This window comes from Klebsiella pneumoniae subsp. pneumoniae HS11286 (assembly GCF_000240185.1).
Lineage (GTDB): Bacteria > Pseudomonadota > Gammaproteobacteria > Enterobacterales > Enterobacteriaceae > Klebsiella > Klebsiella pneumoniae.
Genome location: NC_016845.1, coordinates 1,647,197 through 1,673,315, shown reverse-complemented (window position 1 = coordinate 1,673,315; position 26,119 = coordinate 1,647,197). Strand labels below are relative to the sequence as shown.

32 protein-coding genes, 7 tRNA genes and 1 other annotated feature are annotated in these 26,119 nt (G+C 56.0%); of the genes, 17 read left to right on the top strand and 22 right to left on the bottom strand.

The features are described from left to right. Window positions 1-11 precede the first annotated feature (11 nt). Both KPHS_16140 and KPHS_16130 read right to left on the bottom strand, forming a co-directional pair. Complete coding sequence (locus KPHS_16140; RefSeq protein YP_005225914.1) at window positions 12-518, bottom strand: hypothetical protein; 507 nt, start codon at window positions 516-518, stop codon at window positions 12-14. 204 nt (window positions 519-722) lie between these two features. After that, window positions 723-869 (bottom strand): hypothetical protein, encoded by a 147-nt coding sequence (locus KPHS_16130; RefSeq protein YP_005225913.1) that lies wholly within the window; start codon window positions 867-869, stop codon window positions 723-725. A gap of 384 nt (window positions 870-1,253) precedes the next feature. On the opposite strand from KPHS_16130, the gene KPHS_16120 reads away from it, so the two are divergent. Both KPHS_16120 and KPHS_16110 read left to right on the top strand, forming a co-directional pair. Continuing rightward, on the top strand, window positions 1,254-1,466 hold the full coding sequence (locus KPHS_16120) for a hypothetical protein (RefSeq protein ID YP_005225912.1): 213 nt from the start codon (window positions 1,254-1,256) through the stop codon (window positions 1,464-1,466). Window positions 1,467-1,547: 81 nt separating this feature from the next. After that, on the top strand, window positions 1,548-2,102 hold the full coding sequence (locus KPHS_16110) for a LuxR transcriptional regulator (protein YP_005225911.1): 555 nt from the start codon (window positions 1,548-1,550) through the stop codon (window positions 2,100-2,102). A gap of 41 nt (window positions 2,103-2,143) precedes the next feature. Here the strand turns inward: KPHS_16110 and KPHS_16100 are convergent, their stop codons facing one another. Beyond that, on the bottom strand, window positions 2,144-2,878 hold the full coding sequence (locus KPHS_16100; protein YP_005225910.1) for a putative regulatory protein MerR: 735 nt from the start codon (window positions 2,876-2,878) through the stop codon (window positions 2,144-2,146). Between the two features lie 155 nt (window positions 2,879-3,033). Then, the gene (locus KPHS_16090; protein YP_005225909.1) at window positions 3,034-4,245 is read right to left on the bottom strand and encodes a diguanylate phosphodiesterase; all 1,212 of its coding nucleotides are present in this window, start codon (window positions 4,243-4,245) and stop codon (window positions 3,034-3,036) included. 330 nt (window positions 4,246-4,575) lie between these two features. Between KPHS_16090 and KPHS_16080 the strand changes: the two genes are divergently transcribed. The 3 genes from KPHS_16080 (at window position 4,576) to KPHS_16060 (ending at window position 5,571) form a co-directional block, all read left to right on the top strand. After that, window positions 4,576-4,821, top strand: coding sequence for a two-component-system connector protein YcgZ (locus KPHS_16080; protein YP_005225908.1), 246 nt, complete (start codon window positions 4,576-4,578; stop codon window positions 4,819-4,821). A gap of 243 nt (window positions 4,822-5,064) precedes the next feature. Next, on the top strand, window positions 5,065-5,253 hold the full coding sequence (locus KPHS_16070; protein YP_005225907.1) for a hypothetical protein: 189 nt from the start codon (window positions 5,065-5,067) through the stop codon (window positions 5,251-5,253). Between the two features lie 51 nt (window positions 5,254-5,304). Then, complete coding sequence (locus tag KPHS_16060) at window positions 5,305-5,571, top strand: two-component-system connector protein AriR (RefSeq protein YP_005225906.1); 267 nt, start codon at window positions 5,305-5,307, stop codon at window positions 5,569-5,571. 109 nt (window positions 5,572-5,680) lie between these two features. Here the strand turns inward: KPHS_16060 and KPHS_16050 are convergent, their stop codons facing one another. Then, window positions 5,681-6,676: a 6-phosphogluconolactonase gene (locus KPHS_16050; RefSeq protein ID YP_005225905.1), complete on the bottom strand. Its 996-nt coding sequence runs from the start codon at window positions 6,674-6,676 to the stop codon at window positions 5,681-5,683. A gap of 228 nt (window positions 6,677-6,904) precedes the next feature. On the opposite strand from KPHS_16050, the gene KPHS_16040 reads away from it, so the two are divergent. Continuing rightward, window positions 6,905-7,723, top strand: a complete 819-nt coding sequence (locus tag KPHS_16040; protein YP_005225904.1) for a putative phosphatase — start codon at window positions 6,905-6,907, stop codon at window positions 7,721-7,723. Here KPHS_16040 and KPHS_16030 read toward each other — a convergent pair whose 3' ends face one another. From KPHS_16030 to KPHS_16000, 4 genes are all read right to left on the bottom strand, one after another. Then, window positions 7,724-8,782: a molybdenum transport ATP-binding protein gene (locus KPHS_16030; protein YP_005225903.1), complete on the bottom strand. Its 1,059-nt coding sequence runs from the start codon at window positions 8,780-8,782 to the stop codon at window positions 7,724-7,726. 2 nt (window positions 8,783-8,784) lie between these two features. Continuing rightward, window positions 8,785-9,474, bottom strand: coding sequence for a molybdate ABC transporter permease (locus KPHS_16020; RefSeq protein ID YP_005225902.1), 690 nt, complete (start codon window positions 9,472-9,474; stop codon window positions 8,785-8,787). Then, a complete protein-coding gene (locus KPHS_16010; protein YP_005225901.1) occupies window positions 9,474-10,247 on the bottom strand; it encodes a molybdate transporter periplasmic protein in 774 nt (257 codons plus the stop codon). The genes KPHS_16020 and KPHS_16010 overlap by 1 nt, the downstream gene beginning before the upstream one ends. A 142-nt stretch (window positions 10,248-10,389) precedes the next feature. Then, complete coding sequence (locus tag KPHS_16000; protein ID YP_005225900.1) at window positions 10,390-10,539, bottom strand: multidrug efflux pump-associated protein, AcrZ family; 150 nt, start codon at window positions 10,537-10,539, stop codon at window positions 10,390-10,392. Between the two features lie 152 nt (window positions 10,540-10,691). Between KPHS_16000 and KPHS_15990 the strand changes: the two genes are divergently transcribed. The 3 genes from KPHS_15990 to KPHS_15970 all read left to right on the top strand — a co-directional run bounded on the left by KPHS_15990 (window position 10,692) and on the right by KPHS_15970 (window position 13,020). Continuing rightward, complete coding sequence (locus tag KPHS_15990; protein ID YP_005225899.1) at window positions 10,692-11,480, top strand: DNA-binding transcriptional regulator ModE; 789 nt, start codon at window positions 10,692-10,694, stop codon at window positions 11,478-11,480. A gap of 68 nt (window positions 11,481-11,548) precedes the next feature. After that, window positions 11,549-12,397 (top strand): molybdate transport system ATP-binding component, encoded by an 849-nt coding sequence (locus KPHS_15980; protein YP_005225898.1) that lies wholly within the window; start codon window positions 11,549-11,551, stop codon window positions 12,395-12,397. After that, window positions 11,549-13,020 (top strand) — a sequence feature (potential frameshift: common BLAST hit: gi|152969331|ref|YP_001334440.1| putative molybdenum transport ATP-binding protein ModF). Its footprint overlaps the gene before it by 849 nt. Beyond that, window positions 12,394-13,020, top strand: a complete 627-nt coding sequence (locus KPHS_15970) for a molybdate transport system ATP-binding component (RefSeq protein YP_005225897.1) — start codon at window positions 12,394-12,396, stop codon at window positions 13,018-13,020. Its footprint overlaps the feature before it by 627 nt. Before KPHS_15980 ends, KPHS_15970 begins: the two co-directional genes overlap by 4 nt. Here the strand turns inward: KPHS_15970 and KPHS_15960 are convergent. After that, window positions 12,999-13,124: a hypothetical protein gene (locus KPHS_15960; protein YP_005225896.1), complete on the bottom strand. Its 126-nt coding sequence runs from the start codon at window positions 13,122-13,124 to the stop codon at window positions 12,999-13,001. The genes KPHS_15970 and KPHS_15960 overlap by 22 nt on opposite strands. A 105-nt stretch (window positions 13,125-13,229) precedes the next feature. Here KPHS_15960 and KPHS_15950 point away from each other — a divergent pair, with 105 nt between their 5' ends. From KPHS_15950 to KPHS_15910, 5 genes are all read left to right on the top strand, one after another. Then, window positions 13,230-14,246, top strand: a complete 1,017-nt coding sequence (locus tag KPHS_15950; RefSeq protein ID YP_005225895.1) for a UDP-galactose 4-epimerase — start codon at window positions 13,230-13,232, stop codon at window positions 14,244-14,246. A 9-nt stretch (window positions 14,247-14,255) separates the two neighbouring features. Then, on the top strand, window positions 14,256-15,302 hold the full coding sequence (locus KPHS_15940; RefSeq protein ID YP_005225894.1) for a galactose-1-phosphate uridylyltransferase: 1,047 nt from the start codon (window positions 14,256-14,258) through the stop codon (window positions 15,300-15,302). Beyond that, window positions 15,302-16,453: a galactokinase gene (locus tag KPHS_15930; protein YP_005225893.1), complete on the top strand. Its 1,152-nt coding sequence runs from the start codon at window positions 15,302-15,304 to the stop codon at window positions 16,451-16,453. Before KPHS_15940 ends, KPHS_15930 begins: the two co-directional genes overlap by 1 nt. Continuing rightward, a complete protein-coding gene (locus KPHS_15920; RefSeq protein YP_005225892.1) occupies window positions 16,447-17,490 on the top strand; it encodes an aldose 1-epimerase in 1,044 nt (347 codons plus the stop codon). The genes KPHS_15930 and KPHS_15920 overlap by 7 nt, the downstream gene beginning before the upstream one ends. 291 nt (window positions 17,491-17,781) lie before the next feature. Further along, window positions 17,782-18,534: a phosphoglyceromutase gene (locus tag KPHS_15910; protein YP_005225891.1), complete on the top strand. Its 753-nt coding sequence runs from the start codon at window positions 17,782-17,784 to the stop codon at window positions 18,532-18,534. 73 nt (window positions 18,535-18,607) lie between these two features. On the opposite strand, the gene KPHS_15900 is transcribed toward KPHS_15910, so the two are convergent. Next, on the bottom strand, window positions 18,608-19,660 hold the full coding sequence (locus KPHS_15900) for a phospho-2-dehydro-3-deoxyheptonate aldolase (RefSeq protein YP_005225890.1): 1,053 nt from the start codon (window positions 19,658-19,660) through the stop codon (window positions 18,608-18,610). Window positions 19,661-19,974: 314 nt separating this feature from the next. On the opposite strand from KPHS_15900, the gene KPHS_15890 reads away from it, so the two are divergent. Both KPHS_15890 and KPHS_15880 read left to right on the top strand, forming a co-directional pair. Further along, window positions 19,975-20,340 (top strand): putative homeobox protein, encoded by a 366-nt coding sequence (locus tag KPHS_15890; RefSeq protein ID YP_005225889.1) that lies wholly within the window; start codon window positions 19,975-19,977, stop codon window positions 20,338-20,340. Window positions 20,341-20,457: 117 nt separating this feature from the next. Beyond that, entirely contained in the window at window positions 20,458-21,402 is a 945-nt protein-coding gene (locus KPHS_15880) for a zinc transporter ZitB (RefSeq protein ID YP_005225888.1), read from the top strand. Here the strand turns inward: KPHS_15880 and KPHS_15870 are convergent. Continuing rightward, window positions 21,399-22,037, bottom strand: a complete 639-nt coding sequence (locus KPHS_15870; protein YP_005225887.1) for a nucleoside/purine/pyrimidine transport protein — start codon at window positions 22,035-22,037, stop codon at window positions 21,399-21,401. The genes KPHS_15880 and KPHS_15870 overlap by 4 nt on opposite strands. A gap of 116 nt (window positions 22,038-22,153) precedes the next feature. After that, on the bottom strand, window positions 22,154-23,200 hold the full coding sequence (locus KPHS_15860) for a quinolinate synthetase (RefSeq protein YP_005225886.1): 1,047 nt from the start codon (window positions 23,198-23,200) through the stop codon (window positions 22,154-22,156). A gap of 66 nt (window positions 23,201-23,266) precedes the next feature. Between KPHS_15860 and KPHS_15850 the strand changes: the two genes are divergently transcribed. Then, window positions 23,267-23,416 carry a hypothetical protein gene (locus KPHS_15850; protein YP_005225885.1) on the top strand — a complete coding sequence of 50 codons (150 nt, stop codon included), beginning with the start codon at window positions 23,267-23,269 and terminating at the stop codon, window positions 23,414-23,416. Between the two features lie 95 nt (window positions 23,417-23,511). Here KPHS_15850 and KPHS_t00350 read toward each other — a convergent pair. The 9 genes from KPHS_t00350 to KPHS_15830 all read right to left on the bottom strand — a co-directional run bounded on the left by KPHS_t00350 (window position 23,512) and on the right by KPHS_15830 (window position 26,091). Next, window positions 23,512-23,587, bottom strand: a tRNA-Lys gene (locus KPHS_t00350). Window positions 23,588-23,720: 133 nt separating this feature from the next. Next, window positions 23,721-23,796, bottom strand: a tRNA-Lys gene (locus KPHS_t00340). Between the two features lie 146 nt (window positions 23,797-23,942). Beyond that, a tRNA-Lys gene (locus KPHS_t00330) sits at window positions 23,943-24,018 on the bottom strand. A 3-nt stretch (window positions 24,019-24,021) separates the two neighbouring features. Next, a tRNA-Val gene (locus KPHS_t00320) sits at window positions 24,022-24,097 on the bottom strand. 149 nt (window positions 24,098-24,246) lie between these two features. Continuing rightward, window positions 24,247-24,322: transfer RNA gene (locus tag KPHS_t00310), tRNA-Lys, on the bottom strand. A 2-nt stretch (window positions 24,323-24,324) separates the two neighbouring features. Beyond that, a tRNA-Val gene (locus KPHS_t00300) sits at window positions 24,325-24,400 on the bottom strand. 125 nt (window positions 24,401-24,525) lie between these two features. Beyond that, window positions 24,526-24,601 (bottom strand) — tRNA-Lys (locus KPHS_t00290). Between the two features lie 161 nt (window positions 24,602-24,762). After that, a complete protein-coding gene (locus KPHS_15840; protein YP_005225884.1) occupies window positions 24,763-25,557 on the bottom strand; it encodes a tol-pal system protein YbgF in 795 nt (264 codons plus the stop codon). A 9-nt stretch (window positions 25,558-25,566) separates the two neighbouring features. Continuing rightward, window positions 25,567-26,091, bottom strand: coding sequence for a peptidoglycan-associated lipoprotein (locus KPHS_15830; RefSeq protein ID YP_005225883.1), 525 nt, complete (start codon window positions 26,089-26,091; stop codon window positions 25,567-25,569). Between the last annotated feature and the right edge of the window lie 28 nt (window positions 26,092-26,119).

Below are 26,119 nucleotides of genomic sequence, written 5' to 3'. Positions count from 1 at the left end.
AACGGGACGATTTAGCGGAAGCTCCACTGGATACTAATCACAAACACGCTGGGAATAATAATGCCGCTTTCAACGGCGAAATAATCGGTGAAGTTATACTGGATAGCGTGGTAGATATAGGGTGAAAAGCCGATCCCCGTGGCGTCCTTAAAGTCTTTATAGGAGCCATGATCGCCGCAATGCTCGAAGGCGTCGAAGAAGAATTCGCCGGTATAGCCGTAAACGCCTTTGAAGGTCCACCCGCTGCCGCTGTGGTACCAGTCTCTTCTCACCCCCAGCGCCAGGCAGCGATCGTTGAAGCTGTTATTCATAGTGCCAAGCAGAAGGCTGTATTTGGAGTCTGCAGAGAATTTCCGCTCCACTGAGAAAAAATGATTTTCGAAATTCTCTGTATATTGTCCGTGATTATTGGTCAGATGGTAAACATAGGAACCGGTATTCACAGAATAGAGGTTAAGTTCGTTCGCCTGCGCGAGAGAGGCTAACCCGGCCAGGAGCATCACGCTTTTGCCGCGCATTTTCCCTCCTCAGTCCTCAAGGCCTGTCCAGGGACAGAAAGCTTTTGCCGTATTTACCGGTCGTGACAGGGGTATAAGACTCGACAGGGAAATGGGGGAAAAATAACGATGCCAAACCACCGCGTCGTTACCAAAAAGCGTAGCACAGCCCTTATTCGCCAACAAATCGAATGGGCCGTTTACGACATGGCAGACGTTACCCCTTTACCTTACTGTGCAAAAAGCAGACAAAGCCTCATCATATTTTCCGCTATGCTCAGAGTCCGACGCGGAAGAAAGCCACCTGTCGACGACAGCGTTGCTGTTTACCCCTTCGCGCGTCGGCGCAATCTCATGCATTTCGCCAGCCATGACAGAATTTTCACAATTGGCTTTCTTCTACCATCATCAGCTTCTTCCCGCTGGTTTTACAGCTAAATCCTGCACAACCCGACTTTTCTGTACAAGTTATCACTTAATAAAATTATTATAAATCAACAAATTAAAACACACACAAAAAATAAGCCGTTACGTTGTACATATAGTAATGAAAAAAGTTGTACATAGTGAAATCAGCGTCTATAGTTTTGGAGTGTTAACTGCTTGTTGCGCAACAAAGCGGGGAAGCTTGACGATTGCGCAGCGAGTCGGACGGTGGTTCCTGGTTATACATTTCCTGTTCGTGACTTGGCGCGTACCAACGGTACGCTGCGACTTTTATTGTCTGTTTGCTTTATACGTGGGAGAGTTCGAGCTATGCATATTAAAAATACCATTCCAGCAGAGTTTGTCTTCAATTCGGCCCTGATGAAGAATATTGAGAATACGCTCATTAAGCAGCACAGAACGGTAAATAATGAGCGGATGATTACGGAAATCCAGCATCGTCTGCAAACGGAAAGTAACGAAATACTTTCCGATCTCTATCTGCAGGCGCTGGATATGCTGTACAGCAAACCTCATCATTAAATAAACCCACTGTGCTGGCAGCAGGCTTCGACCTGCTGTACCGGCGCGCCTGGGTCTCTATCGGCTAACTGAGGCAAAAAAATGTCACACCATAATACTTGCTATCGTTCTGAGCATTACGATCTGTGGTTTGATAATGGTTTTCTTCTCTATGGGATGTCGCTGATCCTGAATAGCCTGCCGGCATCTTACTTCCGCAAAAAACATGTTTTCTTCACCAGCGACAATTATTTCGCGGTACTGCAGCACAACTATAATCGGCGGGATACATTATTTATTCTGTTAACCGAAGGCAACGATCTTAATTTTCTTAGTGAACTGCCTATGCTGCGCTTACCGGCCAACTCGACGCCGGAAGAGTTAAAGATATTTCTGCATCAACCCACCCGCTATTACAAAACCCATCCGGCGCCAGGCGCCTCGGTGCAGTTTACCGAGCGGGAAAAGAAAGTTATTCAACTTATCAGCAATGGCGAAGCGGTCGCCAGCATTGGCCGGTCGCTAAACCTGCATATAAAAACCATTTATCAAATCCGGCTGAATCTGATTAAAAAGCTCGGCTGCAGCGGTAGAACCGATTTTTTTAATATCAGCCGCAGCGAAACGTTCAAATCCTGGAGCCAGATTCACCTGTAACCCAGCACTCAAGCCCTGATCCGCACCACGGATCGGGGCGCTTAATTTTGGCCGTGAAAATGGATGCTGAAGCCCTGCTCCTGCCAGTGGCTGAGCAGCTCCTCCTGCAGAGGCGTGGCGGCACGTCCGGTCCAGACGAAAATATGCTGCCCGGGAAATAGCTCAGGCCGCGGCGACTCCAGCGGTTCGGCGAGAACGTTGACATGCCAGCCGCGTTGGGAAAGACGCCATGCCTCCAGCCACAGACGCGTCCTGTCCTCATTGCTCCAGCCCACCAGCAGCGTCTCTTTGCCATTTTTTTTACGCGCTTCGGCGAGAAACAACGCTACGCAGTCAATTAACAGGCCGTCCAGCATGCTGCTAATCACCAGCGAGGTATTCTGATCCAGCTTGAGACGCTGTCGTACCGGCACTAACAGGCTATCGATGAGGGTGTCGATGGGGTGTTGATGACTCAGCGCCATTAATTTGGCGCGGATTCTGGCGGGCTGCATATAACGCAGAATGGACATCATCTCTTCCTGAAGATGCGCGGATTCGTCGCGCGCCGCCGGCAGGTTATCCTCCAGCAGCGCTTTGACTTTCCCTACTGATACACCGCGCTCTATCCAGCGCTTGATCTCTTCGATACGCAGGATATCTTCTTCATCAAATTGTCGATGCCCGCCTTCGCTACGCTGCGGTTTCAGTAGACCGTAACGACGCTGCCAGGCGCGCAGTGTGACCGGATTGATTCCGCAACGTTCGGCGACTTCACCGATACTGTAAAACGCCATAGCAGCCTCACATCAACCTGATACCTTAATACCTAAACTAACGAATTCAGGCATCCTGTACAACTCTATTTTCTTGTACAGATAAAGATATCAGGTTGCGGCTCACAGCGCCCGGGAAAAAAGATGAAAAAATGTTTAGCTGATTTCGCGGTGGTTCATTTTTTCTCCGGCCATGCGACGGCGGGTAGGCCCCCCAGGCGCGCGCTGGCGAACAAATTGCCCTGAAACTGTGAAATACCGGCTGATTCCAGCCACATCCACTCTTCAGCACGCTCAACGCCGACGGCTGAGACCGCAATCTCCAGAGAAGTACAGCATTTGATAATCGCCTGTACAATCGACTGGCGCGGTCCGTCCTGGTGGATATTGCGGATCAGCTCATGGTCGATTTTAATTCTGTCGGGTTGGTATTGCGCCAGCAGCGATAGCCCGGCAAACCCGGCGCCGAAGTGATCGATGGCAAGATTAATTCCCGCGCCCTTCAGTTTGCGCACCGCATCGGTAAAATCGTCCATCCGCGAAATCACTTCCCGCTCAGTGAACTCGACAATAATCTGCTCCGGAATAAGGTCATTGCGACTAATTTCGTCGAGCAGGAAAGCCACCGCATTCGGCGCTTTGACCATGGTCATCGGCAGTAAATTAATGCTTAACGCCTTATTACGTAAACCTAATTTTCCCGCCAGCGACAACGCCACCCGTTTACTGTGCAGGTCGGCGAGATAAATATCGTCCCCGGTCAGCCCGGCAAAATAGGCGCCGGGGGATTGCCCGTCCGGTGTACGCAACAGCGCTTCCCACGAAATAATTTCGCAGGCGAAAGGGTCGACAATCGGCTGGAAGGCAAAGGAACAACCTTCCGTATTATCGATAATCGGGGTATCAGGATAGAACGTCTCCTTATCAGGAATAAAAACCCAACTATCTGCGGAAGGAATCTCAAAATAGTTCGCTTTTTCTGTGGCTTCGACAAAAGTACGGAAAAATTGCAGCGCCCGGTCATCATAGGTGAGCTGATATTTTGACGTCCCCCGGTCCATCACCGCCTGCAGAACTTCCTCGCGATCGTGTTCGCGTAAATCAAACAGTTCCATCCCGACCTTACCAAAACGACGGGACGGCGCATAATCGCAAAGCAACTCCACCAGATTATAGTGGCGAGGATCCCGGCAGATATGCTGATAAATATCCTGAACCTTTTCTTCAGGCCCCTCAATGAGTTGAAAAAAATGCGTCCCGTTAAAAAGTAAAATACCGGTGACGTCCGCCTGCCCATTTCTTTCGTTTGCCCTGGCGACCATGGCCTCGATCGATTTGAATGAGACATTGTCGCAGATATGGCTGCGATAAATGATGGTGGTTAGCATAGTGATTCCAGATGGGAGGGATAAGCATTCACAGTAGCAGTTATCAGGCTAAGGGTCTCGTAAAACTACGTTTTGTCTTAACAAAAAAGATACACTAAAAATCCCTTTTTTGTGCAAGGTTTTCCCTTTTTTTCTTTCCTTGTACAACATGCAACGCTAAACCCCACCTTTACAAGCCAGAACCGCGCCAGGCAAAAAAAAATTAAACAATTAAAAATCATATAGTTAAACTAACATGAATCATTATTGTGCAACTTTGTGTGTACAGGTTAATAATTATTGTATAAGTTTAATGGCAGTTAACAGATGAATGAAATGAAAGGAGCACATATGCAGCAGAATGGTTACATTCCAGATACAGCGAACGCAATTGCCCAGTATTTCAACAAAGCATCTTTGCCTTCCCAGCAGGAAACCCTGGGTCAGATCGTGATGGATATTCTTAACGAAGGGCGTCATCTCAACCGCAAAGCGCTATGCACCAAACTGTTGAGCCGCCTGGACCGCGCTCGCGCGCCGGAGGAAGAGAGCCACTATCAGACCTTAATTGGTCTGCTGTTTGCTGGCCAGGAATAACGTCATCGATCGTCGCCTGTTGCAGCGCCGCAGTAGCAGATGAGGGGCGATCGCTTCCACAAACCTGCTGCTGACCTGAATGCCGTTCGCCTATTCAGGAAAAGGGTGGCATGCATAGAGACGGTTATGAATAACAGTGAAACTGAGGAAATAACCGATGAAATCATCGGCGAGGCGGTTCTAGCGCTTCTGAAAACGAATCGCCCGATTACCACCCCGACCCTGCTGGTTCGACTTCGGTTAATGCAGGCGACAGAACCAGATCGCCAGCGTAGAAAGATCATCGCTGCCGTGATCGAAGAAATTTGCGCGAAGCTTATCCGTCAGCGGAAGTACGCGCCTTTACAGGTAAAGAAAATCAATGGCCGTTGGGAAACCAGAGGTTCGCTGGCGCCAGACAGCATGCCGTCGGAAGCTAAAAAGATCCACTGATTATCCCAACCATGGTGAATTAAACAGAGTGAGAATGTGATGAGACAGACTATGCATCAGCAACCAGATATTTACGCAAGACTGCAGGACACCGCGCTCTCCGACTATTTCCGTAACGCCGGTGATAAACTGGTTGATGAGTCCGCCGTCATGTCGCTCGCCATCAACAGTATTCTCCAGTCCGAGGGTCACCTGAACAATAAGGCCATTATTTTATGGCTGATTCAGGCGCTGGAAACCACCGATGACGTGGTGACCGCGGACGTGATCCGAAAAACGCTGGAGATTGTCGTTGGCTACACCATGGACGATATCTAACGTCGTCACGCTTCTGGCCCGCCAGGACAACGCCTTCTCCGCAGAGCCTGTCCGCTCTGAGCAAAAAAAACCTCGCTAAGGCGAGGTTTTTCTTTTACCTGATGGCGGTTCAGTGGGCGTTGACCACCACCCACATCGGCCCCTGCCCAACCGCATAGCGGCCTTTCTCCTGCAGCAGTCCCTGCTCACCGACGATATCGTACACCGCGATATGGTGCGACTTCTGCCCGGCGGCAATGAGATATTTACCGCTGTGATCGAGGTTAAAGCCGCGCGGCTGGGTCTCGGTAGGCTGATAGCCTTCCACCGCCAGCACGCTACCATCTTCCGAAACGCTGAACACCGTGATGATGCTGGCGGTACGATCGCAGGCGTAAAGATGACGGCCATCCGGGGTGATATGAATATCCGCCGCCCAGCGCACGCCGCTAAAATCAGGCGGCATCATATCCAGGGTCTGTACACATTCGATGTTGCCCTTAGGATCTTTCAGCTCCCAGACGTCAATCGAGCTGTTTAGCTCATTGACGCAGTAACCATACTGCTGGTTGGGATGGAATACCATGTGACGCGGACCGGCGCCCTCGACGGTCGTCACTTCCGCGGGCTCCTGTGCCGAGAGGAAACCATCGTCGCTGAGGGTAAACAGGCAAATGCGATCCTGCTTCAGCGCCGGCACCCACAGGGTGCGATTATCCGGGGAGATATTGGCCGAGTGGCAGCCTTCCAGCCCTTCCACCACGGTGATGGTTTCGCCCGGCAGGCCGTCGTGCAGCGGGGTCACGCTGACACAGCCCTGATTGTAGGAGGCGCTGAAGACAAAGCGGCCATGACGATCGGTAGAGATATGGGTCGGGCTGCCCGGCAGCGCAGCTTCGCCCGCAAAGGTTAACGCCCCGTTATCCGGCGTGATGCGATAGGCCAACACGCGAAACTCCGGACGAACGCCAACGTACAGAAATTCCTTGTTGGGGCTGACCACCATCGGCTGGACCTGCCCTGGGGCATCAACCACCTGCACCAGCGTCAGTTTGCCGTCCGCTTCAAGACTCCAGACATGGATTTGTTGGCTTTCCGGGCTGGCGGTATAAACGGTTTGTTTCATGACTACTCCTTCCCTCACTGCACGTGGAATTTTCATTTTCAGGATAACAGCACCCTGAAAATTATAAGACATCCGCCCATGATACTCGCATCGTCCGCCGAATTTCCGCCGGACGGCGGCACAAAGGGCATACAGACATTCACGGCAGATGTGGAAAAATTGGTCCTGACGCCACGGCGGTGTACCATCATGGCCAGGTCACTTTTCAACATCAACCGGAAATAACACATGACAACACGCGTGATTGCCCTGGATTTAGACGGCACCCTGCTTACCAGCAAAAAAACCATTCTGCCCGCTTCGCTGGAGGCGCTGGCCCGCGCCAGAGAGGCAGGCTATCAGGTCATCGTCGTCACCGGACGTCATCACGTCGCTATCCATCCTTTTTATCAGGCACTGGCTCTCGATACACCTGCAATTTGTTGTAATGGCACCTATTTGTATGATTATCACGCAAAAAAGGTTTTGGCCGCCGATCCTATGCCGGTGGAGCAAGCGGTAAGCCTCACTGCCATGCTCGCCAAACAGCAGATCCACGGCCTGGCATATGTGGACGACGCGATGCTTTATGAACACCCCACCGGGCATGTGATCCGCACCCGCAACTGGGCGCAGGCGTTACCGGAAGATCAGCGTCCGGTTTTCGCTCAGGTCGATTCGCTGGCGCAGGCGGTTCGCGAAGTTAACGCGGTATGGAAATTCGCTCTCACCGATGACGACATTCCCCGCCTGCAGCGGTTTGCGCAGCAGGTTGGCGAGACGCTGGGCCTCGAGTGCGAATGGTCGTGGCACGATCAGGTGGATATCGCGCGCGCCGGCAACAGCAAAGGCAAACGCCTGGCGCAATGGGTGGCCGACCAGGGGCTGTCGATGCAGGATGTGGTGGCCTTCGGCGATAACTACAACGATCTTAGCATGCTGGAAGCGGCGGGCACCGGGGTGGCGATGGGCAACGCGGTGGACGAGGTGAAAGCCCGCGCCAACATAGTCATCGGCGACAATGAGTCCACCAGCATCGCCGAGTTTATCTACCGCCAACTGCTGTAATCAGGCGGCGATCGACACGCTTTTAATCTGGGCAAACACCTGCTGACCTGGCGCTATCGCCAGGTCGTCCCGCGCCCATGGGCTAATCCTGGCCCATAGCAGACGGCCACTCACTCTGAGCTGCACTTCAATCTGTCCGTTGACCTCCAGATACTGAACCACCTCGGCGCGCAAGATATTGCGGATGCTGGTCCCGGACGGCTGGGCCAGTGTCAGCGAAACGTCCGACGCCTGAATGCGGATCCGTGCGGTGTCGCCTGCGGGACGTTCGAGCCGGTTGACCCACAGCAACTGGTCCCCCAGCGCCAGGGCCGTCATCGCATACTGCGGGTGCTGCGCGGCGACGGTGGCGCTAAGGATAGTACTCTGCTGCTCCGCCGGCAGCCAGGGGTGCATCACGCTGCTGCTCCAGACCTCCTCCAGCGGACCGAAAGCTTTCACCTTACCGGCCTCCAGCACCAGCACACGATCGGCCAGATGCTGGATCTCATCCAGCGAGTGGCTGACGTAAAGCATCGGAATATGAATCTCCTGCGCCAGCCGCTGCAGGTAGGGCAATAGCTCGCGTTTGCGCGGAATGTCCAGCGAGGCCAGCGGCTCATCCAGCAGCAGCAGCTCCGGCGCGGTCAGCAGGGCGCGGCCGATAGCCACTCGCTGCTTTTCGCCGCCGGATAACCGGCCCGGCAGACGATCCAGCAAGGGCGCAATCCCCAGCAGATCCACCAGCTTATCGAACTGGCTGACCATGGATTTCGCCATCCCATACTGCAGATTGCCGCGCACTTTATAATGGGGAAACAGGCGCGCATCCTGAAAGACATAGCCGATACGGCGCTGCTCCGGCGCCAGGCAGATACGCTGCGCGGTGTCGTTCAGCACCCGGCCATTGAGCACGATCCGCCCCGCCTGGGGTCGGGTCAGGCCGCTGATGGCGTTAATAAACGAGGTTTTGCCAGCGCCGGAGACGCCAAAGACGGCGGTGATCCCGCTGGCGGGCAGAGTTTCACGGATCTGCAGGCAGTGGCTACCGAGGGTCTGGGTAAAGTCCAGCTCCAGCATCATTATCCTCCCATGCGCTGGCGGCTCACGCGGGCCAGCCATTCCGAAATCAGCAGCGAAACCAGCGCCAGACCGATGGCGATGAGGCAGAGGCGGGCCGCCGCCCCCTCCCCGCCCGGGGTTTGAATCAAGGTGTACATCGCCGAAGGGAGGGTGCGCGTTTCACCGGGAATATTGGAGACGAACGTGATGGTCGCGCCAAACTCCCCTAACGAGCGGGCGAAGGCCAGCACCGTGCCGACAATAATCCCCGGCAGAGTCAACGGCAACGTAATGGTCAAAAATACCCGCCAGCGGCTGGCCCCGAGGGTTCTCGCCGCTTGCTCCAGTTTGACGTCCACCCCTTCCAGCGCCAGGCGAATGGCGCGCACCATCAGCGGGAAAGACATCACCGCCGCCGCCAGCACCGCCCCGCGCCAGCTAAAAGCAAAGCTGATGCCGAACCAGTCATACAGCCAGCTGCCAATAAACCCGCGCCGCCCCATGGCCACCAGCAGCAGGTACCCCACCACCACCGGAGGCAGCACCAGCGGTAAATGGAGAATACTGTCGAGCAGCGCCTTGCCGGGAAAGGTGCGCCGAACCAGCAGCCAGGAAAAAAAGATGCCAAAGGGCAAGCTCAAGGCCACCGCCAGGGAGGAGACTTTCAGGCTCAGCAGCACCGCCTGCCATTCGGGTTCGCTCAGAAACATCAGCGGGTGGTAAATCCGTAACGTTTAAAGATAGCGGACGCTTCCGGCCCTTTCAGGTAGTCATAGAAGGCGCTCACAGCCGCATTGCGGTGCCCATCGACAATCGCCAGCGGGTACTCGACTTTCTGATGCGAGGCTTCCGGGAAGGTGCCGACCACTTTCACCCCCTTGCTGGCCACGGCATCGGAGCCATAGACAATCCCCAGCGGCGCTTCGTTGCGCTCCACCAGCGCCAGCGCACCGCGCACGTCTTCAGCCGGGGCGAGCTTCGGCGACAACGTCTCCCAGGCACCGAGTTTCTGCAGTGCTTCTTTGGCATAGATACCGGCCGGGACATGCTGTGGATCGCCCACCGCCAGACGGCCTCCTTTCAGCAGGCTGGTCCAGTCGGTTTTCTCATCAATGGTTATCGCCCCCTGCGCACTGGCTTTCGGCGCGACCACCACCAGGCTGTTGCCAAGCAGAGTGGCGCGGGTTGCCGGAACGATGGCCTTTTTATCTGCCGCGTAATCCATCCATTTCTGATCGGCGGAGATAAACAGGTCCGCTGGCGCACCCGCTTCTATCTGCCGCGCCAGCGTCGACGACGAGGCAAACGACGACACGACCTCGACGTTTTTTTCTTTCTTGTACGCCTGGGCAATATCCTGCATCGCGTTGGTTAACGATGCGGCGGCGAAAACGGTCACTTTACCCTCTGCCGCCAGCGCCTGACCCGCGACGCACAGCGTGAGTGATACCCCGACAACCCCGCGTAACCAAGAACCTGCCATCTTACTCTCCTGTCAATGCGTTATGTAGTCGATAATATAACGATATGCGAAGCGTTTTTATAGTGATACAGGACAATAAAACGAAGGGAAATGATACAGGAGGGAAATAGCACAGCGCCCGGTTAAACCGGGCGCCGGGAAATCAGTGATTTTGCTGGCTGCGATCTTTGTGGCCTACGCCGGAGAAGAGGTTGAACACTTCGCCAAGACCGTAAATCAGTCCCAGGATGACCGCCATCACCACCGGTACCATGATGACCGCAAAAACCAGACTTTTCAAAAGCTCTAACATGGTTCACTCCAGATAGTATGATTTCCTGATTGTAACGATTTCAGCCGAAAAAACACGTCCCATTTGTGCGGTGGGTAATGACCAACCGCGCAGAGAGGTTTTGCAAGTGGGCGACTATCGGTCACAATACCCTTTTTTGTCAGGAAACGATTATGCAGGCCGAAATTCTTCTCACCCTTAAGCTACAGCAGCGCCTGTTTGCCGATCCGCGGCGGATCGCCCTGCTCAAACAGATTGACCAGACCGGTTCGATAAGCCAGGGGGCGAAGCATGCGGGTATCAGCTATAAGAGCGCTTGGGATGCCATCAATGAGATGAACCAGCTCAGCGAACAGCCGCTGGTGGATCGCGCCACCGGCGGAAAGGGCGGCGGCGGCGCGGTGCTGACCCGCTACGGGCAGCGTCTGATCCAGCTGTACGATCTGCTGGCGCAGATCCAGCAGAAAGCGTTTGATGTACTCAGCGATGACGATGCCCTGCCGCTGGATAGCCTGCTGGCGGCCATCTCGCGCTTTTCCCTGCAGACCAGCGCCCGCAACCAGTGGTTCGGCACCATTACCGGCCGCGATCGCCAGCAGGTGCAGCAGCACGTGGAAGTACTGTTGGCTGACGGAAAAACCCGCCTGAACGTCGCCATCACCGCGCAAAGCGCTGAGAAGCTGGGACTCGATGAGGGCCAGGAGGTGCTGGTCCTGCTCAAAGCGCCATGGGTCGGCATCACCCTCGATCCCGCAGCAGCCCGCCAGGCCGATAACCAGCTGTCGGGACGTATCAGTCATATCGAATGCGGGTCCGGACAGTGCGAAGTACTGATGACCCTGGCGGACGGTCAAACCCTGTGCGCCACCCTGCCACAGGCGCAGGCCGCTGGCCTGGCGGAAGGAACGGAGGCGATCGCTTACTTCAATGCCGATCGCATCATTCTCGCGACGTTATGCTGACCCCATTGACATTACGCGCCTGAAGTCGTATCCCTGATGCACATCGCTGCAAAAAAATGGGATACATCATGTCATCATTGCAAATTTCGCAAGGCACGTTTCGCCTGAGCGATACAAAGACCTTAAAAATAGACCACCTGAGCGTGGCGGCGGGTGAAAGCTGGGCGTTCGTCGGCAGCAACGGCAGCGGCAAATCCGCCCTCGCGCGAGCCCTGGCCGGCGACCTGCCCCTGCTCAGCGGCCAGCGCGAAAGCCATTTCTCCCGCGTGACCCGCCTCTCCTTCGAACAGTTGCAGAAGCTGGTCAGCGACGAGTGGCAGCGCAATAACACCGACCTGCTCAGCCCAGGCGAAGAAGATACCGGCCGCACCACCGCGGAGATTATCCAGGATGAGGTGAAAGATCCTGCCCGCTGCGCGCGCCTGGCTGAACAGTTTGGCATCAGCGCCCTGCTGGACCGCCGGTTTAAATACCTGTCGACCGGGGAAACGCGTAAGACCCTGCTGTGTCAGGCCCTGATGACCGATCCGCAACTGCTGATCCTCGATGAACCTTTCGACGGTCTCGACGTCAACTCCCGCCAGCAGCTGGCTGCCCTGCTGGCCGACCTGCACAGCGCCGGCATCACCCTGGTGCTGGTGCTCAACCGTTTCGATGAGATCCCGGAGTTTGTGCAATTCGCCGGCGTGCTGGCTGACTGCACCCTCAGCGAGACCGGCGAGAAGTCTTCCCTGCTGCAGCAGGCGCTGGTCGCCCAGCTGGCGCACAGTGAAAACTGGACGGCATCACCCTGCCGGAGCCGGATGTCCCACCGGCCCGTCATGCGCTGGCAGACTCGGCGCCGCGTATCGTGCTCAACGACGGCGTGGTCTCCTATAACGATCGCCCGGTCATCAATCACCTCTCATGGACCGTGAATCCAGGCGAACACTGGCAGATCGTCGGTCCCAACGGCGCCGGTAAATCTACGCTGCTGAGCCTGGTCACCGGGGATCATCCGCAGGGCTACAGCAACGATCTCACGCTCTTTGGCCGCCGGCGCGGCAGCGGTGAGACCATCTGGGATATTAAAAAGCATATCGGCTACGTCAGCAGCAGCCTGCATCTGGACTACCGGGTCAGCACCAACGTCCGCAACGTCATCCTGTCGGGCTATTTTGACTCGATCGGCATTTATCAGGCGGTCTCCGACAAGCAGCATAAGCTGGTGCAGCAATGGCTGGATATTCTCGGCATCGATAAGCGCACCGCCGACGCGCCGTTTCACAGTCTGTCGTGGGGCCAGCAGCGGCTGGCGCTTATCGTCCGCGCGCTGGTGAAGCATCCAACCCTGCTGATCCTCGATGAACCGCTGCAGGGGCTGGACCCCCTCAACCGCCAGCTAGTGCGCCGCTTTGTCGACGTGTTGATTGGCGAAGGGGCCACACAGCTGCTGTTTGTCTCGCACCATGCGGAAGATGCCCCGGACTGTATTACCCATCGCCTGGCGTTCGTTCCCAGTGGAGACGGTTACACTTATCAGCTCGGCCCCGTGGCCTGACGCCCCCTGCCGGGGATCGAAAGATCCCTGGTATTTTTCAGAAAAATAGCGCCAAAATAATATAATGACATGTTTTTAAAGCAAAATATATTCAATGATATCATTTCGCCCTTGAGTGTAAACGATTCCACTAACTTGCCCTATGTCACACTTTTCACTTCTTTGATATGCTATCTTCCTCACAAACGATAAGCCGAATGGAGCGAATCATGAAAGTTCTGGTTACAGGTGGTAGCGGTTACATTGGAAGTCATACCTGCGTTCAACTGCTGCAGCAGGGACACGAGGTGGTGATCCTCGACAATCTCTGCAACAGCAAGCGCAGCGTACTACCGGTGATTGAACGTCTCGGCGGCAAAGAAGCCACCTTTATTGAAGGCGATATTCGTAACGAAGCGCTGATGACGGAGATCCTCCACGATCACGCCATTGAGGCAGTGATCCACTTCGCCGGGCTGAAAGCCGTCGGGGAGTCCGTCGCCAAGCCGCTGGAATATTACGACAATAACGTCACCGGCACACTGAAATTAGTCTCTGCCATGCGCGCCGCTGGCGTGAAGAACTTTATCTTTAGCTCCTCCGCTACCGTCTACGGCGATCAGCCGAAAATCCCGTATGTCGAAAGCTTCCCGACCGGCACCCCGCAAAGCCCCTACGGCAAAAGCAAGCTGATGGTGGAGCAGATCCTGACCGACCTGCAGAAAGCCCAGCCGGAGTGGAGCATTGCCCTGCTGCGCTACTTCAACCCGGTCGGCGCCCACCCGTCGGGCGACATGGGGGAAGACCCGCAGGGGATCCCGAACAACCTGATGCCCTACATCGCCCAGGTCGCCGTTGGCCGTCGCGAATCGCTGGCCATTTTTGGTAACGACTATCCGACCGAAGATGGTACCGGCGTGCGCGATTACATCCATGTGATGGACCTCGCCGATGGCCACGTCGCGGCCATGGAAAAACTGGCTGACAAAGCCGGGGTGCATATCTACAACCTTGGCGCCGGCGTCGGCAGCAGCGTGCTCGACGTAGTCAATGCTTTCAGCAAGGCCTGCGGCAAACCCATTAACTACCATTTCGCGCCGCGCCGCGATGGCGACCTCCCGGCCTACTGGGCGGATGCTGCCAAGGCCGACCGCGAGCTGAACTGGCGCGTAACGCGCAACCTGGACGAAATGGCGCAGGACACCTGGCACTGGCAGTCCCGTCATCCGCAGGGTTATCCAGACTAAGGAACCTTCATGAGCGTATTTAACCCCGTTGACCATCCACATCGTCGTTATAACCCGTTAACCGGACAGTGGATTCTGGTTTCTCCGCATCGCGCCAAGCGCCCCTGGCAGGGGGCGCAGGAAACGCCGGCAAAACAGACCTTGCCGGCCCACGATCCGGACTGTTTCCTGTGCCCGGGCAACACCCGGGTGACCGGCGACACCAACCCGAATTACACCGGTACCTACGTATTTACCAACGACTTTGCGGCCCTGATGACCGACACCCCGGACGCACCGGAGAGTGACGATCCGCTGATGCGCTGCCAGAGCGCCCGCGGCACCAGTCGGGTGATCTGCTTCTCGCCAGACCACAGCAAAACGCTGCCGGAACTGAGCCTTGAAGCGCTGGAAGACGTGGTTAAAACGTGGCAGGAACAGACCGCGGACCTCGGGAAAAGCTACCCGTGGGTGCAGGTTTTTGAAAACAAAGGGGCAGCGATGGGCTGCTCCAACCCTCACCCGCATGGTCAGGTGTGGGCCAACAGTTTCCTGCCCAATGAAGCGGAACGGGAAGACCGTCTGCAGAAAGAGTATTACGCCGCACAGGGCCAGCCGATGCTGCTGGACTATGTGCAGCGCGAACTGGCCGACGGCAGCCGCACGGTGGTGGACACCGAGCACTGGCTGGCGGTGGTGCCCTACTGGGCCGCCTGGCCGTTCGAAACGCTGCTGTTGCCGAAAGCGCACGTGCAGCGCATTACCGATCTCACCGACGCCCAGCGCAGCGATCTGGCACTGGCGTTGAAAAAGCTGACCAGCCGTTACGACAACCTGTTCCAGTGCTCATTCCCCTACTCCATGGGCTGGCACGGCGCGCCGTTTAACGACGAAGACCATAACCACTGGCAGCTTCATGCCCACTTTTATCCGCCGCTGCTGCGCTCCGCGACGGTCCGCAAGTTTATGGTTGGTTATGAGATGCTGGCCGAAACTCAGCGCGATCTGACCGCCGAGCAAGCTGCCGAACGACTGCGCGCCGTCAGCGACGTCCATTTTCGTGAATCCGGAGTGTAATGATGAGTCTGAAAGAGAAAACCCAAACCCTGTTCGCTGACGCCTTCGGCTACCCGGCCAGCAATGTCATTCAAGCGCCAGGCCGCGTCAACCTGATCGGCGAGCATACCGATTACAACGACGGTTTTGTGCTGCCCTGCGCTATCGACTACCAGACGGTGATCAGCTGTGCGCCGCGCGACGATCGTACCGTGCGGGTGATTGCCGCCGATTACGACAATCAGACCGATGAGTTCTCTCTCGACGCGCCGATTATCAGCCACGACACCCAGCAGTGGTCGAACTATGTCCGCGGCGTGGTAAAGCATCTGCAGCAGCGTAACAGCCACTTTGGCGGCGCGGATCTGGTGATCAGCGGCAATGTACCGCAGGGTGCGGGGTTAAGCTCCTCAGCCTCGCTGGAAGTCGCCGTCGGCACCGTGTTCCAACAGCTGTATCATCTGCCGCTGGATGGCGCGCAAATCGCCCTCAACGGCCAGGAGGCGGAAAACCAGTTCGTCGGCTGCAACTGCGGCATCATGGATCAGCTGATTTCAGCGCTGGGCAAAAAAGACCACGCGCTGCTGATCGACTGCCGTTCGCTGGGCACCAAAGCCGTCTCGATGCCGAAAGGCGTGGCGGTGGTGATCATCAACAGCAACTTTAAGCGTACTCTCGTCGGCAGCGAGTACAACACCCGTCGTGAACAGTGCGAAACCGGCGCGCGCTTCTTCCAGCAGCCCGCCCTGCGCGATGTCACCCTTGAGCAATTTAACGCCGTCGCCCATGAGCTGGATCCGGTGGTCGCGAAGCGCGTACGCCACGTGCTGACGGAGAATGCCCGCACTGTGGAAGCCGCCAGCGCCCTCGAAAAAGGCGACCTGAAGCGGATGGGTGAGCTGATGGCAGAGTCCCACGCCTCGATGCGTGATGATTTCGAGATCACCGTCCCGCAGATCGACACCCTGGTGGAGATCGTTAAGGCCGCGATCGGCGATAAGGGCGGCGTGCGCATGACCGGCGGCGGCTTTGGCGGCTGCGTGGTAGCGTTAATCCCGGAAGATCTGGTCGATACCGTTCAGCAGGCCGTTGCCAACGAGTATGAAGCGAAAACCGGTATTAAAGAGACATTCTATGTCTGCAAACCGTCACAGGGGGCCGGGCAATGCTAACGCAAACCACCGCGCTGGCCCCGGACGGCCGGCCATGGCAGCAGGTGACCCTGCGCAATAAGTCGGGGATGACCGTCACCGTGGCGGACTGGGGCGCGACGCTGCTCAGCGCCGAGGTGCCGCTGGCCGATGGCAGCCTGCGCCGACCGCTGCTGGGCTGCGCAAAGCTGGAAGACTATGCTCGCCAGGCCGCATTTCTTGGCGCCTCGGTAGGCCGCTACGCCAACCGTATCGGCCACAGCCGCTTCCCGCTTGACGGCCAGGTCGTCAACGTCACGCCGTCAAACGACGCGGGCCACCAGCTCCACGGCGGCCCGGAAGGGTTTGATAAGCGCCGCTGGCGCATTGTCCGCGCCGACGAGCAGGAAGTGCTGTTCGCCCTGACCTCGCCCGATGGCGATCAAGGCTTTCCGGGCACCCTGCAGGCCACCGCGCACTATCGTCTGACCGACGATAACCGCATCGCGATTACCTATCGCGCCACCGTGGACCAACCCTGCCCGGTGAATATGACCAATCACGTCTATTTCAACCTCGACGGTGAGCAGGGCGATGTGCGCCAGCATCAGCTCCAGATCCTCGCCCAGAGGTATCTGCCGGTGGAAAGCGACGGTATCCCGGGTGGCGAACTGAAAGATGTTGCTAACACCAGCTTTGATTTCCGCCAGCCGAAAACCATCGCCGCCGACTTCCTCGCGGATGCCGATCAGCAAAAGGTGAAGGGATACGATCATGCCTTCCTGCTGGATGCCAAAGGCGACGCCAGCCAGCCTGCGGCACAGGTCTGGTCGCAGGATGGCAAGCTGCAGATGACGGTCTATACCTCCGCTCCGGCGCTGCAGTTTTACTCCGGCAACTATCTCGGCGGCACCCCGTCGCAGACGACGGAGCCCTACGCCGACTGGCAGGGACTGGCGCTGGAGAGCGAATTCCTGCCGGATTCGCCGAACCATCCGCAATGGCCGCAGCCGGACTGTGTATTACGTCCGGGCCAGGAGTACGTCAGCCTGACGGAATATCAGTTTATCGCCCGATAATCGCCAGCGCCCTCCATCAGGGGGCGCTGCTTTTCGTCCCCGCCCTCCTCTCTGCCGCCTCTTTTTTCAGCAACCTGCTCTATTTTCCGTCACCAAAGGACAAAAAAATAACCTGTGTATTACAAGCACCTTACACTGCGCCACTATTTTCGCTATGGTTAGGGATAAGCATTGCCGTGCGCCAAATCACGGCAATATAATGAGAATAGTTATCAATCAATAACACATACACCATCACATTCAGCGCACCGTTCGCGGCGCGAGGGATGGCGTGTAGAGAGGAGTGAGAGAATGGCTGTAACTAAGCTGGTACTGGTTCGTCATGGCGAAAGCCAGTGGAACAACGAAAACCGCTTCACCGGTTGGTACGACGTGGATCTGTCCGAGAAAGGCGTTAGCGAAGCAAAAGCAGCGGGTAAACTGCTGAAGGCTGAAGGCTTCAGCTTTGATTTTGCTTATACCTCCGTGCTGAAACGTGCCATCCACACCCTGTGGAACGTGCTGGACGAACTGGATCAGGCCTGGCTGCCGGTTGAGAAATCCTGGAAGCTGAACGAGCGTCATTACGGCGCGCTGCAGGGCCTGAACAAAGCGGAAACCGCTGAGAAATATGGTGACGAGCAGGTTAAACAGTGGCGTCGCGGCTTCGCTGTCACTCCGCCGGAGCTGACCAAAGACGACGAGCGCTACCCGGGCCACGATCCGCGCTATGCAAAACTGACCGACGCCGAACTGCCGACCACTGAAAGCCTGGCGCTGACTATCGACCGCGTCGTGCCTTACTGGAACGAAACCATTCTGCCGCGCCTGAAAAGCGGTGAGCGCGTGATCATCGCCGCTCACGGTAACTCCCTGCGCGCGCTGGTGAAATACCTCGACAACATGGGCGAAGACGAGATCCTCGAACTGAACATCCCGACCGGCGTACCGCTGGTATATGAGTTCGATGAAAACTTCAAGCCGATCAAACATTACTATCTGGGCAACGCGGAAGAGATCGCGGCGAAAGCGGCTGCCGTCGCCAACCAGGGTAAAGCGAAGTAATTTCTCCTGGTGAGAACAAAAAAGCGTGGAAATCTCCACGCTTTTTTTATGACCTGCGCTAGCGCGGAGTAGCTTAGCCGCGGCGGGTTTTCACCGCTTCCGCCAGCTGACGCAGGATCGTTTCGGTATCCTCCCAGCCGATGCAGGCGTCGGTGACGCTCTTGCCGTAGGTCAGCGGTTCACCGCTCTCGAGGCTCTGGTTGCCTTCCACCAGATGGCTTTCAATCATCACGCCCATAATGGCGCGCTCGCCGCCGGCGATCTGCTGGCATACGTCGGCGCCCACTTCCATCTGCTTCTTGAACTGCTTGCTGGAGTTGGCATGGCTGAAGTCGATCATCACCTGGGCCGGAAGACCCGCTTTCGCCAGACCGATTTTCACCTCCGCCACGTGCTTCGCGCTGTAGTTAGGCTCTTTGCCGCCGCGCAAAATAATATGACAGTCGCCGTTACCGCTGGTATTCACGATGGCGGAGTGGCCCCACTTGGTGACCGACAGGAAACAGTGCGGCGCGCCGGCGGCGTTAATCGCATCGATAGCCACCTTGATGGTGCCATCGGTACCGTTTTTAAAGCCCACCGGGCAGGAGAGTCCGGAGGCGAGCTCACGGTGCACCTGGGATTCGGTGGTTCGCGCGCCAATGGCGCCCCAGCTCATCAGATCGGCGACATACTGCGGGGTGATCATATCGAGGAATTCCCCCGCCGCCGGCAGGCCGCTGTCGTTAATGTCCAGCAGCAGTTTGCGCGCGATGCGCAACCCGTCGTTGATGCGGAAGCTGTTATCCATATGGGGATCGTTGATGAGCCCTTTCCAGCCGACGGTGGTGCGCGGTTTTTCAAAATAGACCCGCATGACGATCTCGAGCTCGCCCTTCAGCGCCTCGCGCAGGGTCAGCAGGCGGGCGGCATACTCTTTCGCCGCTGCCGGATCGTGAATAGAACAAGGCCCAATCACCACCAGCAGACGGTCATCGTCGCCTTTGAGGATCTGATGGATCGCTTTGCGAGCATGTGCAACGGTGTTTGCAGCATTTTCGGTAGCAGGGAATTTTTCCAGGAGCGCAACGGGAGGTAATAATTCGTTGATCTCTTTAATGCGTAAATCGTCGTTCTGATAATTCATCTTATTTCCAGCGTGGCCATACTTATTCAATGAAATGCAATCCCTCCAATCTATCTCTTCGCTGAAATAGTGTAAACGTGATTTTACAGTAGTGATGGAATAATCCTGGAAATAGGCAAAAATACGCCATAAAGTAGCGAAACCAGGCTCATGAACTACAATATTTAACTGTTAAAGCTAATTAAGTCTTACGTTTCAGGATTATATAGTGACACTGCGATCGTCTGCGGAGTCTTAAACCATAGCGAGTCAGATCCCTGGCACACTCACCGCGGGAAGCGCATTTCCCCTTCCCGGCTTAACAGGAGTATCCGATGAATATGAAAAAACTGACGACCCTTTTGCTCACCGCCACCTTAGGTCTTGCCAGCGGCGCGGCCCTGGCGGCAGACACCGGCGCCCAGTCCAATAATGGCCAGGCCAACTCTTCCGCGGATGCCGGTCAGGTGGCGCCGGATGCCCGTGAGAACGTGGCGCCGAACAACGTGGACAATAGTCAGATCAACTCTGGCTCTGGGGGCACCACGGGCTCGACGATGACCCAGGATAATATGTCGAGCGATGAGGTACATAAAAACTCGATGTGTAAAGACGGCCGCTGTCCGGACACCGGTAAAAAACTGGACAACGGCGGCAATACGACCCAAGACAACAGCAAAACCGACGGCACCACCCAGTAACACATGAGGTGGGCAGATCGAAGAAAAGGCGAGCCGGTCTCGCCTTTTCTTCGTTTTTTATCGCTCTCTGTTTATGATGTCATAGCGTAATAATGATAAGTATTAAGGGACGACACTATGGCGCACTCGCATTCGCACTCCTCTGTCCAGGCTCCGGATAACAGCAACGCCCGCCGGCTGCTATGGGCGTTTATCGTCACCGCCGGCTTTATGCTGATTGAAGCCGTCGGCGGCGCGATCTCCGGCTCGCTGGCCCTGCTGGCGGATGCCGGCCATATGCTCACCGACTCCGCCGCTCTGCTGTTTGCGCTGCTGGCGGTTCGCTTCGCCAGCCGCCCACCAAATGCCCGCCATACCTTTGGCTGGTTGCGTTTAACCACCCTGGCGGCGTTTCTCAATGCTATTGCTCTGGTGGTGATCACCATGCTGATTGTCTGGGAGGCGATTCAGCGCTTCCAGCATCCGCAGCCGGTAGCCGGCGTGACGATGATGGTCATTGCAGTCGCCGGTCTGCTGGCCAACGTGCTGGCGTTTTGGATCCTACATCGGGGTAGCGAGGAGCGGAATCTTAACGTACGCGCCGCAGCGCTACACGTGCTTGGCGACCTGCTGGGCTCGGTCGGCGCGATCGTGGCGGCCGTGGTGATCCTCACCACCGGCTGGACGCCTGTCGACCCGATTCTTTCCGTGCTGGTTTCCTGCCTGGTATTACGTAGTGCCTGGCGATTACTGAAAGAGAGTCTGAATGAATTGCTGGAAGGCGCGCCGCGTTCGCTGGATGTGGCGGCCCTGCAGCGGGATATCCGTCGCTCTATCCCGGAGGTACGCGATGTTCACCACGTCCACGTCTGGCTGGTGGGGGAAAAACCGGTGATGACGCTCCATGTACAGGTCGTTCCACCGCACGATCATGACGCGTTACTCAACCGCATCCTGCATTTCCTGGAACATAAATATGAAATTGCGCATGCCACGGTGCAGATGGAGTACCAGCCCTGCAGCGGCCCGGAGTGCCATCTCAACACGATGCACGCCGGGCACGATCATCACCACCACCATTAGCCAGAAAACGCGTGAGAACCTCGCTCACGCGCGCTGTTTATCCACATCCGGCTGCCGTTCAACGCAATGAACGTCAGCAAGAGGTATTCCAGCGACATGGCATAGACGCCCTGACGGGCAAAAATCACCACGCTTATCACGTTGACGATCACCCACAGCAGCCAGTTTTCAACATACTTGCGGGTCATTAAGATCATCGCCACCACCGACAGCACCGTCATACAGGAGTCCCAGAACGGGAAAGCATCCGGCTGCAGTTCCGGCATAGTGACCTGCAAACCGAGCGCTTGCATCAGGCTGACCGCGATCCGCGTCAGGAAAGCAAAGAACGGGTTGATAAAAAGGGTCAGCAAGCCGATCGCTACCACGCAGGCCGCCAGCCAGCCCAGCGCTTTGCTGCGCGGCAGCCAGCGGATCTGCAGCTCAGCCTCATGGTTGCTGCTTTGTCGCGACCATGCATACCAGCCGTAAACGTTAGCGGCAAAAAAGAACAGTTGCAGCAGCAGGCTGGCGTACAGCTGGATCTGAAAGAAGATGATGGCGAACAGCGTGACGTTGACCAGCCCGAAAGCATAGTTACTGATCTTCTCCAGGCTCGCCAGCCAGATACACAACAGCCCGGCAATCGTCCCCACGGCCTCTATCCAGGAGAGATCGTACCCCCCAGCGCCGATGGGTATATGTACTAAAATATTCTGCGTGCTAAAAAAATCCATTTCCTCCCCTCAGCGTCTGGCGACGCGACAATAGGTTATCCCCGTAGTGTAGCCGCAAAATCCAGCATCCGGTTAAGGGGAATTAATGCGCCGGTTCGCAGCGCTTCGTCGACATGGATTTCATGTTCAGCGCCGCCCTGCTCGAGACCCTCGGCAATGGCTTTCAGGCCATTCATCGCCATCCACGGACAATGCGCGCAGCTGCGACAGGTCGCTCCTTCGCCGGCGGTGGGCGCTTCCAGCAGCGTTTTCTCCGGCACCGCCTGCTGCATTTTATAGAAAATACCGCGATCGGTGGCCACGATCAGCTGGCGCTGGGGCAGGCTTTTCGCCGCCGCAATCAGCTGGCTGGTGGAGCCTACGGCATCGGCCATCTCAACGATCGCCTGCGGCGACTCGGGATGGACCAGCACGGCGGCTTCGGGATGCAGAGCCTTCATCCGCATCAACGCCTGGGTTTTAAACTCGTCGTGCACGATGCACGCCCCCTGCCAGCACAGCACGTCTGCGCCGGTCTGACGCTGAACGTAACGCCCAAGGTGGCGGTCCGGCGCCCAGAGGATCTTTTGACCAAGACTATCCAGATGGTCAATGAGTTCCACGGCGATGCTGGAGGTCACCACCCAGTCGGCGCGGGCCTTCACCGCGGCGGACGTATTGGCATAGACCACGACGGTGCGGTCAGGATGGGCGTCGCAAAAGGCGTTGAATTCCTCAATCGGACAGCCCAGATCCAATGAACACTCGGCGTTCAGGGTCGGCATCAAAATGGTCTTTTCCGGGCTGAGGATTTTGGCTGTTTCCCCCATAAAACGCACTCCGGCGACCAGCAGCGTGGAGGCCGAATGGCGGGCGCCAAAGCGCGCCATCTCCAGCGAGTCGGCGATACAGCCGCCGGTCTCTTCCGCCAGCTGTTGAATTTCAGGATCGGTGTAGTAATGCGCCACCATCACGGCATCGCGCTCGCGCAGCAGGCGCTTGATTTTTTCGCGGTAAAACTGCTTTTCGTCGACGGTCAGCGGCTGCGGTTTAGCAGGGAAAGGATAAATCGCCGTTTCAGGATCAAACATTACGCTCATCATGCAATCTCGTTTTACTGGCTTAACTCTACAACCGTCAGTATGGCCTGTCGGCGGCTTAACACGGTCATGGTGTTTTATATGCTAAACAAGATAGCCGATTACGAGCTAAAAGTCGTGATGAATTTTGTACATCAGACCCTTTTCCCGGGGACGGTGCTGCGCATCTGCCCGAACGACCGGTTCGTATCCTGTGCAGGCACGGTAAGCGCAGCGTGACCGTGGGAAAATGATGAATTAAGAAATTATTAACATTGATGAGTGGCAGGGAAATGCAGATAGCAAAAAGGCGCCTTTAGGGCGCCTTTTTACATTGGTGGGTCGTGCAGGATTCGAACCTGCGACCAATTGATTAAAAGTCAACTGCTCTACCAACTGAGCTAACGACCCCTTGCGGGATTTTACTGCTGCCATCATTCAGGATGGTGGGTCGTGCAGGATGACTCGACTTCGCCTCGCCCTTCGGGCCGTTGCTGTCGCAACGTTATCCTTCACGTTCAGCATCTGAGTTAAATACTGAAATTGGTGGGTCGTGCAGGATTCGAACCTGCGACCAATTGATTAAAAGTCAACTGCTCTACCAACTGAGCTAACGACCCGCTCTGGTACTACCTGAATAATTTCACTCGACACCAATTCAGAAATTGGTAGGTCGTGCAGGATGACTCGGCTTTGCCTCGCCCTTCGGGCCGTTGCTGACGCAACGTTATCCTTCACGTTCAGCATCTGAGTTAAATGCTGAAATTGGTGGGTCGTGCAGGATTCGAACCTGCGACCAATTGATTAAAAGTCAACTGCTCTACCAACTGAGCTAACGACCCGAGTGGTGGGTGATGACGGGATCGAACCGCCGACCCCCTCCTTGTAAGGGAGGTGCTCTCCCAGCTGAGCTAATCACCCGAAACTGCGCTGGATACTACCGATACTGCGTCCACCTACCCCATCATAAAAATGATTGGAGTGCAGGATGACTCGCTTCGCTCGCCCTTCGGGCCGTAGCTGAAGCAACGTTATCCTTCACGTTTAACACCGACGTTCGATGTTAAAGATGGTGGGTCGTGCAGGATTCGAACCTGCGACCAATTGATTAAAAGTCAACTGCTCTACCAACTGAGCTAACGACCCGGTGGTGGGTGATGACGGGATCGAACCGCCGACCCCCTCCTTGTAAGGGAGGTGCTCTCCCAGCTGAGCTAATCACCCGATACTACGCTGGATACTACTAAGCGGTGGGTCGTGCAGGATGACTCGGCTTCGCCTCGCCCTACGGGCCGTTGCTGACGCAACGTTATCCTTCACGTTTTACTATCGCGTTCCACCAGAACGATTGGTGGGTCGTGCAGGATTCGAACCTGCGACCAATTGATTAAAAGTCAACTGCTCTACCAACTGAGCTAACGACCCACTCTGGCATTGCTTTGGGCTTGTTTGATATCCCTTGGCAACGGCGGCATATATTACTGATTTCAGAATTCAGCGCAACTAAAATTTCGATAAAGATCACTTAACTGCTGGCGATTCAGGCGACAAGACCAGAAATAACGCGATTTCTGGTCATGCCGTAATCAACCAAGAGCATTAAGTCGTTTTTGCGCTTGTTTCGCACCGTCGGTGCCGGGGAATTTATTGATCACCTGCTGGTAAACCGCTTTCGCTTTCGCGGTATCACCTTTGTCCTGCATGATCACGCCGACTTTAAACATCGCGTCAGGCGCTTTTGGCGATTTCGGGTAGTTCTTCACCACCGAAGCGAAGTAAAACGCCGCGTCGTCTTTTCTCCCCTTATTGTAGTTCAACTGCCCGAGCCAGTAGTTAGCGTTTGGCTGGTAGGTTGAATCCGGGTACTTTTTGACGAAGTTTTGAAACGCCACCATCGCGTCATCCTGGCGTGAGGCATCCTTCACCAGGGCAATAGCGGCATTATAATCGGTGTTCGCATCGCCGGTCATCGCCGGGGCGCCTGAGGTGGCCGCTGGCGCTGCGCTGGTGGCAGCCGCGCTCTGATCGCCAGAAGACGACGGAGCCTGCGCACCTGATGCTGCGCCGCCACCGCTGCTCAAACTATCTATCTGCAGCAGAATCTGTTTCTGGCGCTCAACGATCTGATTCAGCTGGTACTGGTTCTCCTGGATCTGCCCGCGGAGAGAATCAATGTCAGTCTGGTTATCAGAGAGTTGTTGCTGGAGTTGGGTTAAAAGCTGGCTGTGAGCATTGGAAATACGCTCGAGTTGAGTGACGCGGTCTTCGACCGAGCCTGAGCCGACACTACTGATTGGCGCCTGAGCAAAAGCGGCCCAGGGGGCCGCTATGCCAACCAGTAACGACAGACTCAATAAATGATGTCTGAAGTTACTGCTCATGCAATTCTCTTAGTAAACCAGTACGGCGCGACGGTTTTTGGCATATGCCGCTTCGTCATGACCCAGTACTGCTGGTTTTTCTTTACCGTAAGAAACGATGGAGATCTGATCGGCAGAAACACCTTTGCCCTGCAGATACATCTTAACGGCGTTAGCACGACGCTCACCCAGAGCGATGTTGTATTCCGGCGTACCGCGCTCATCCGCGTGACCTTCTACAGTCACTTTGTAGGACGGGTTGCTGCGCAGGAAGTTAGCGTGCGCGTCCAGCATAGCAGCGAAGTCAGAACGGATATCGTACTTGTCGAGATCGAAGTAAACGATGTTGTTCTGCTGCAGCTGCTGCATCTGCAGACGAGCTTGCTCTTCAGAAGACATGTTGCCGCCGTTACCGTTAGCGTCCATACCAGTGCCGGCACCCAGCATGCCTTCACCGCTCTGGTCGTTGCTGGCGTTCTTGTTAGAAGAACATGCCGCGATTGCCATAACCGGCAGAGCGATCATCAGCCCTTTCAGCACTTTGTTCAGTTGCATTTCTTTGATTCCTTTAATAATCAATTAT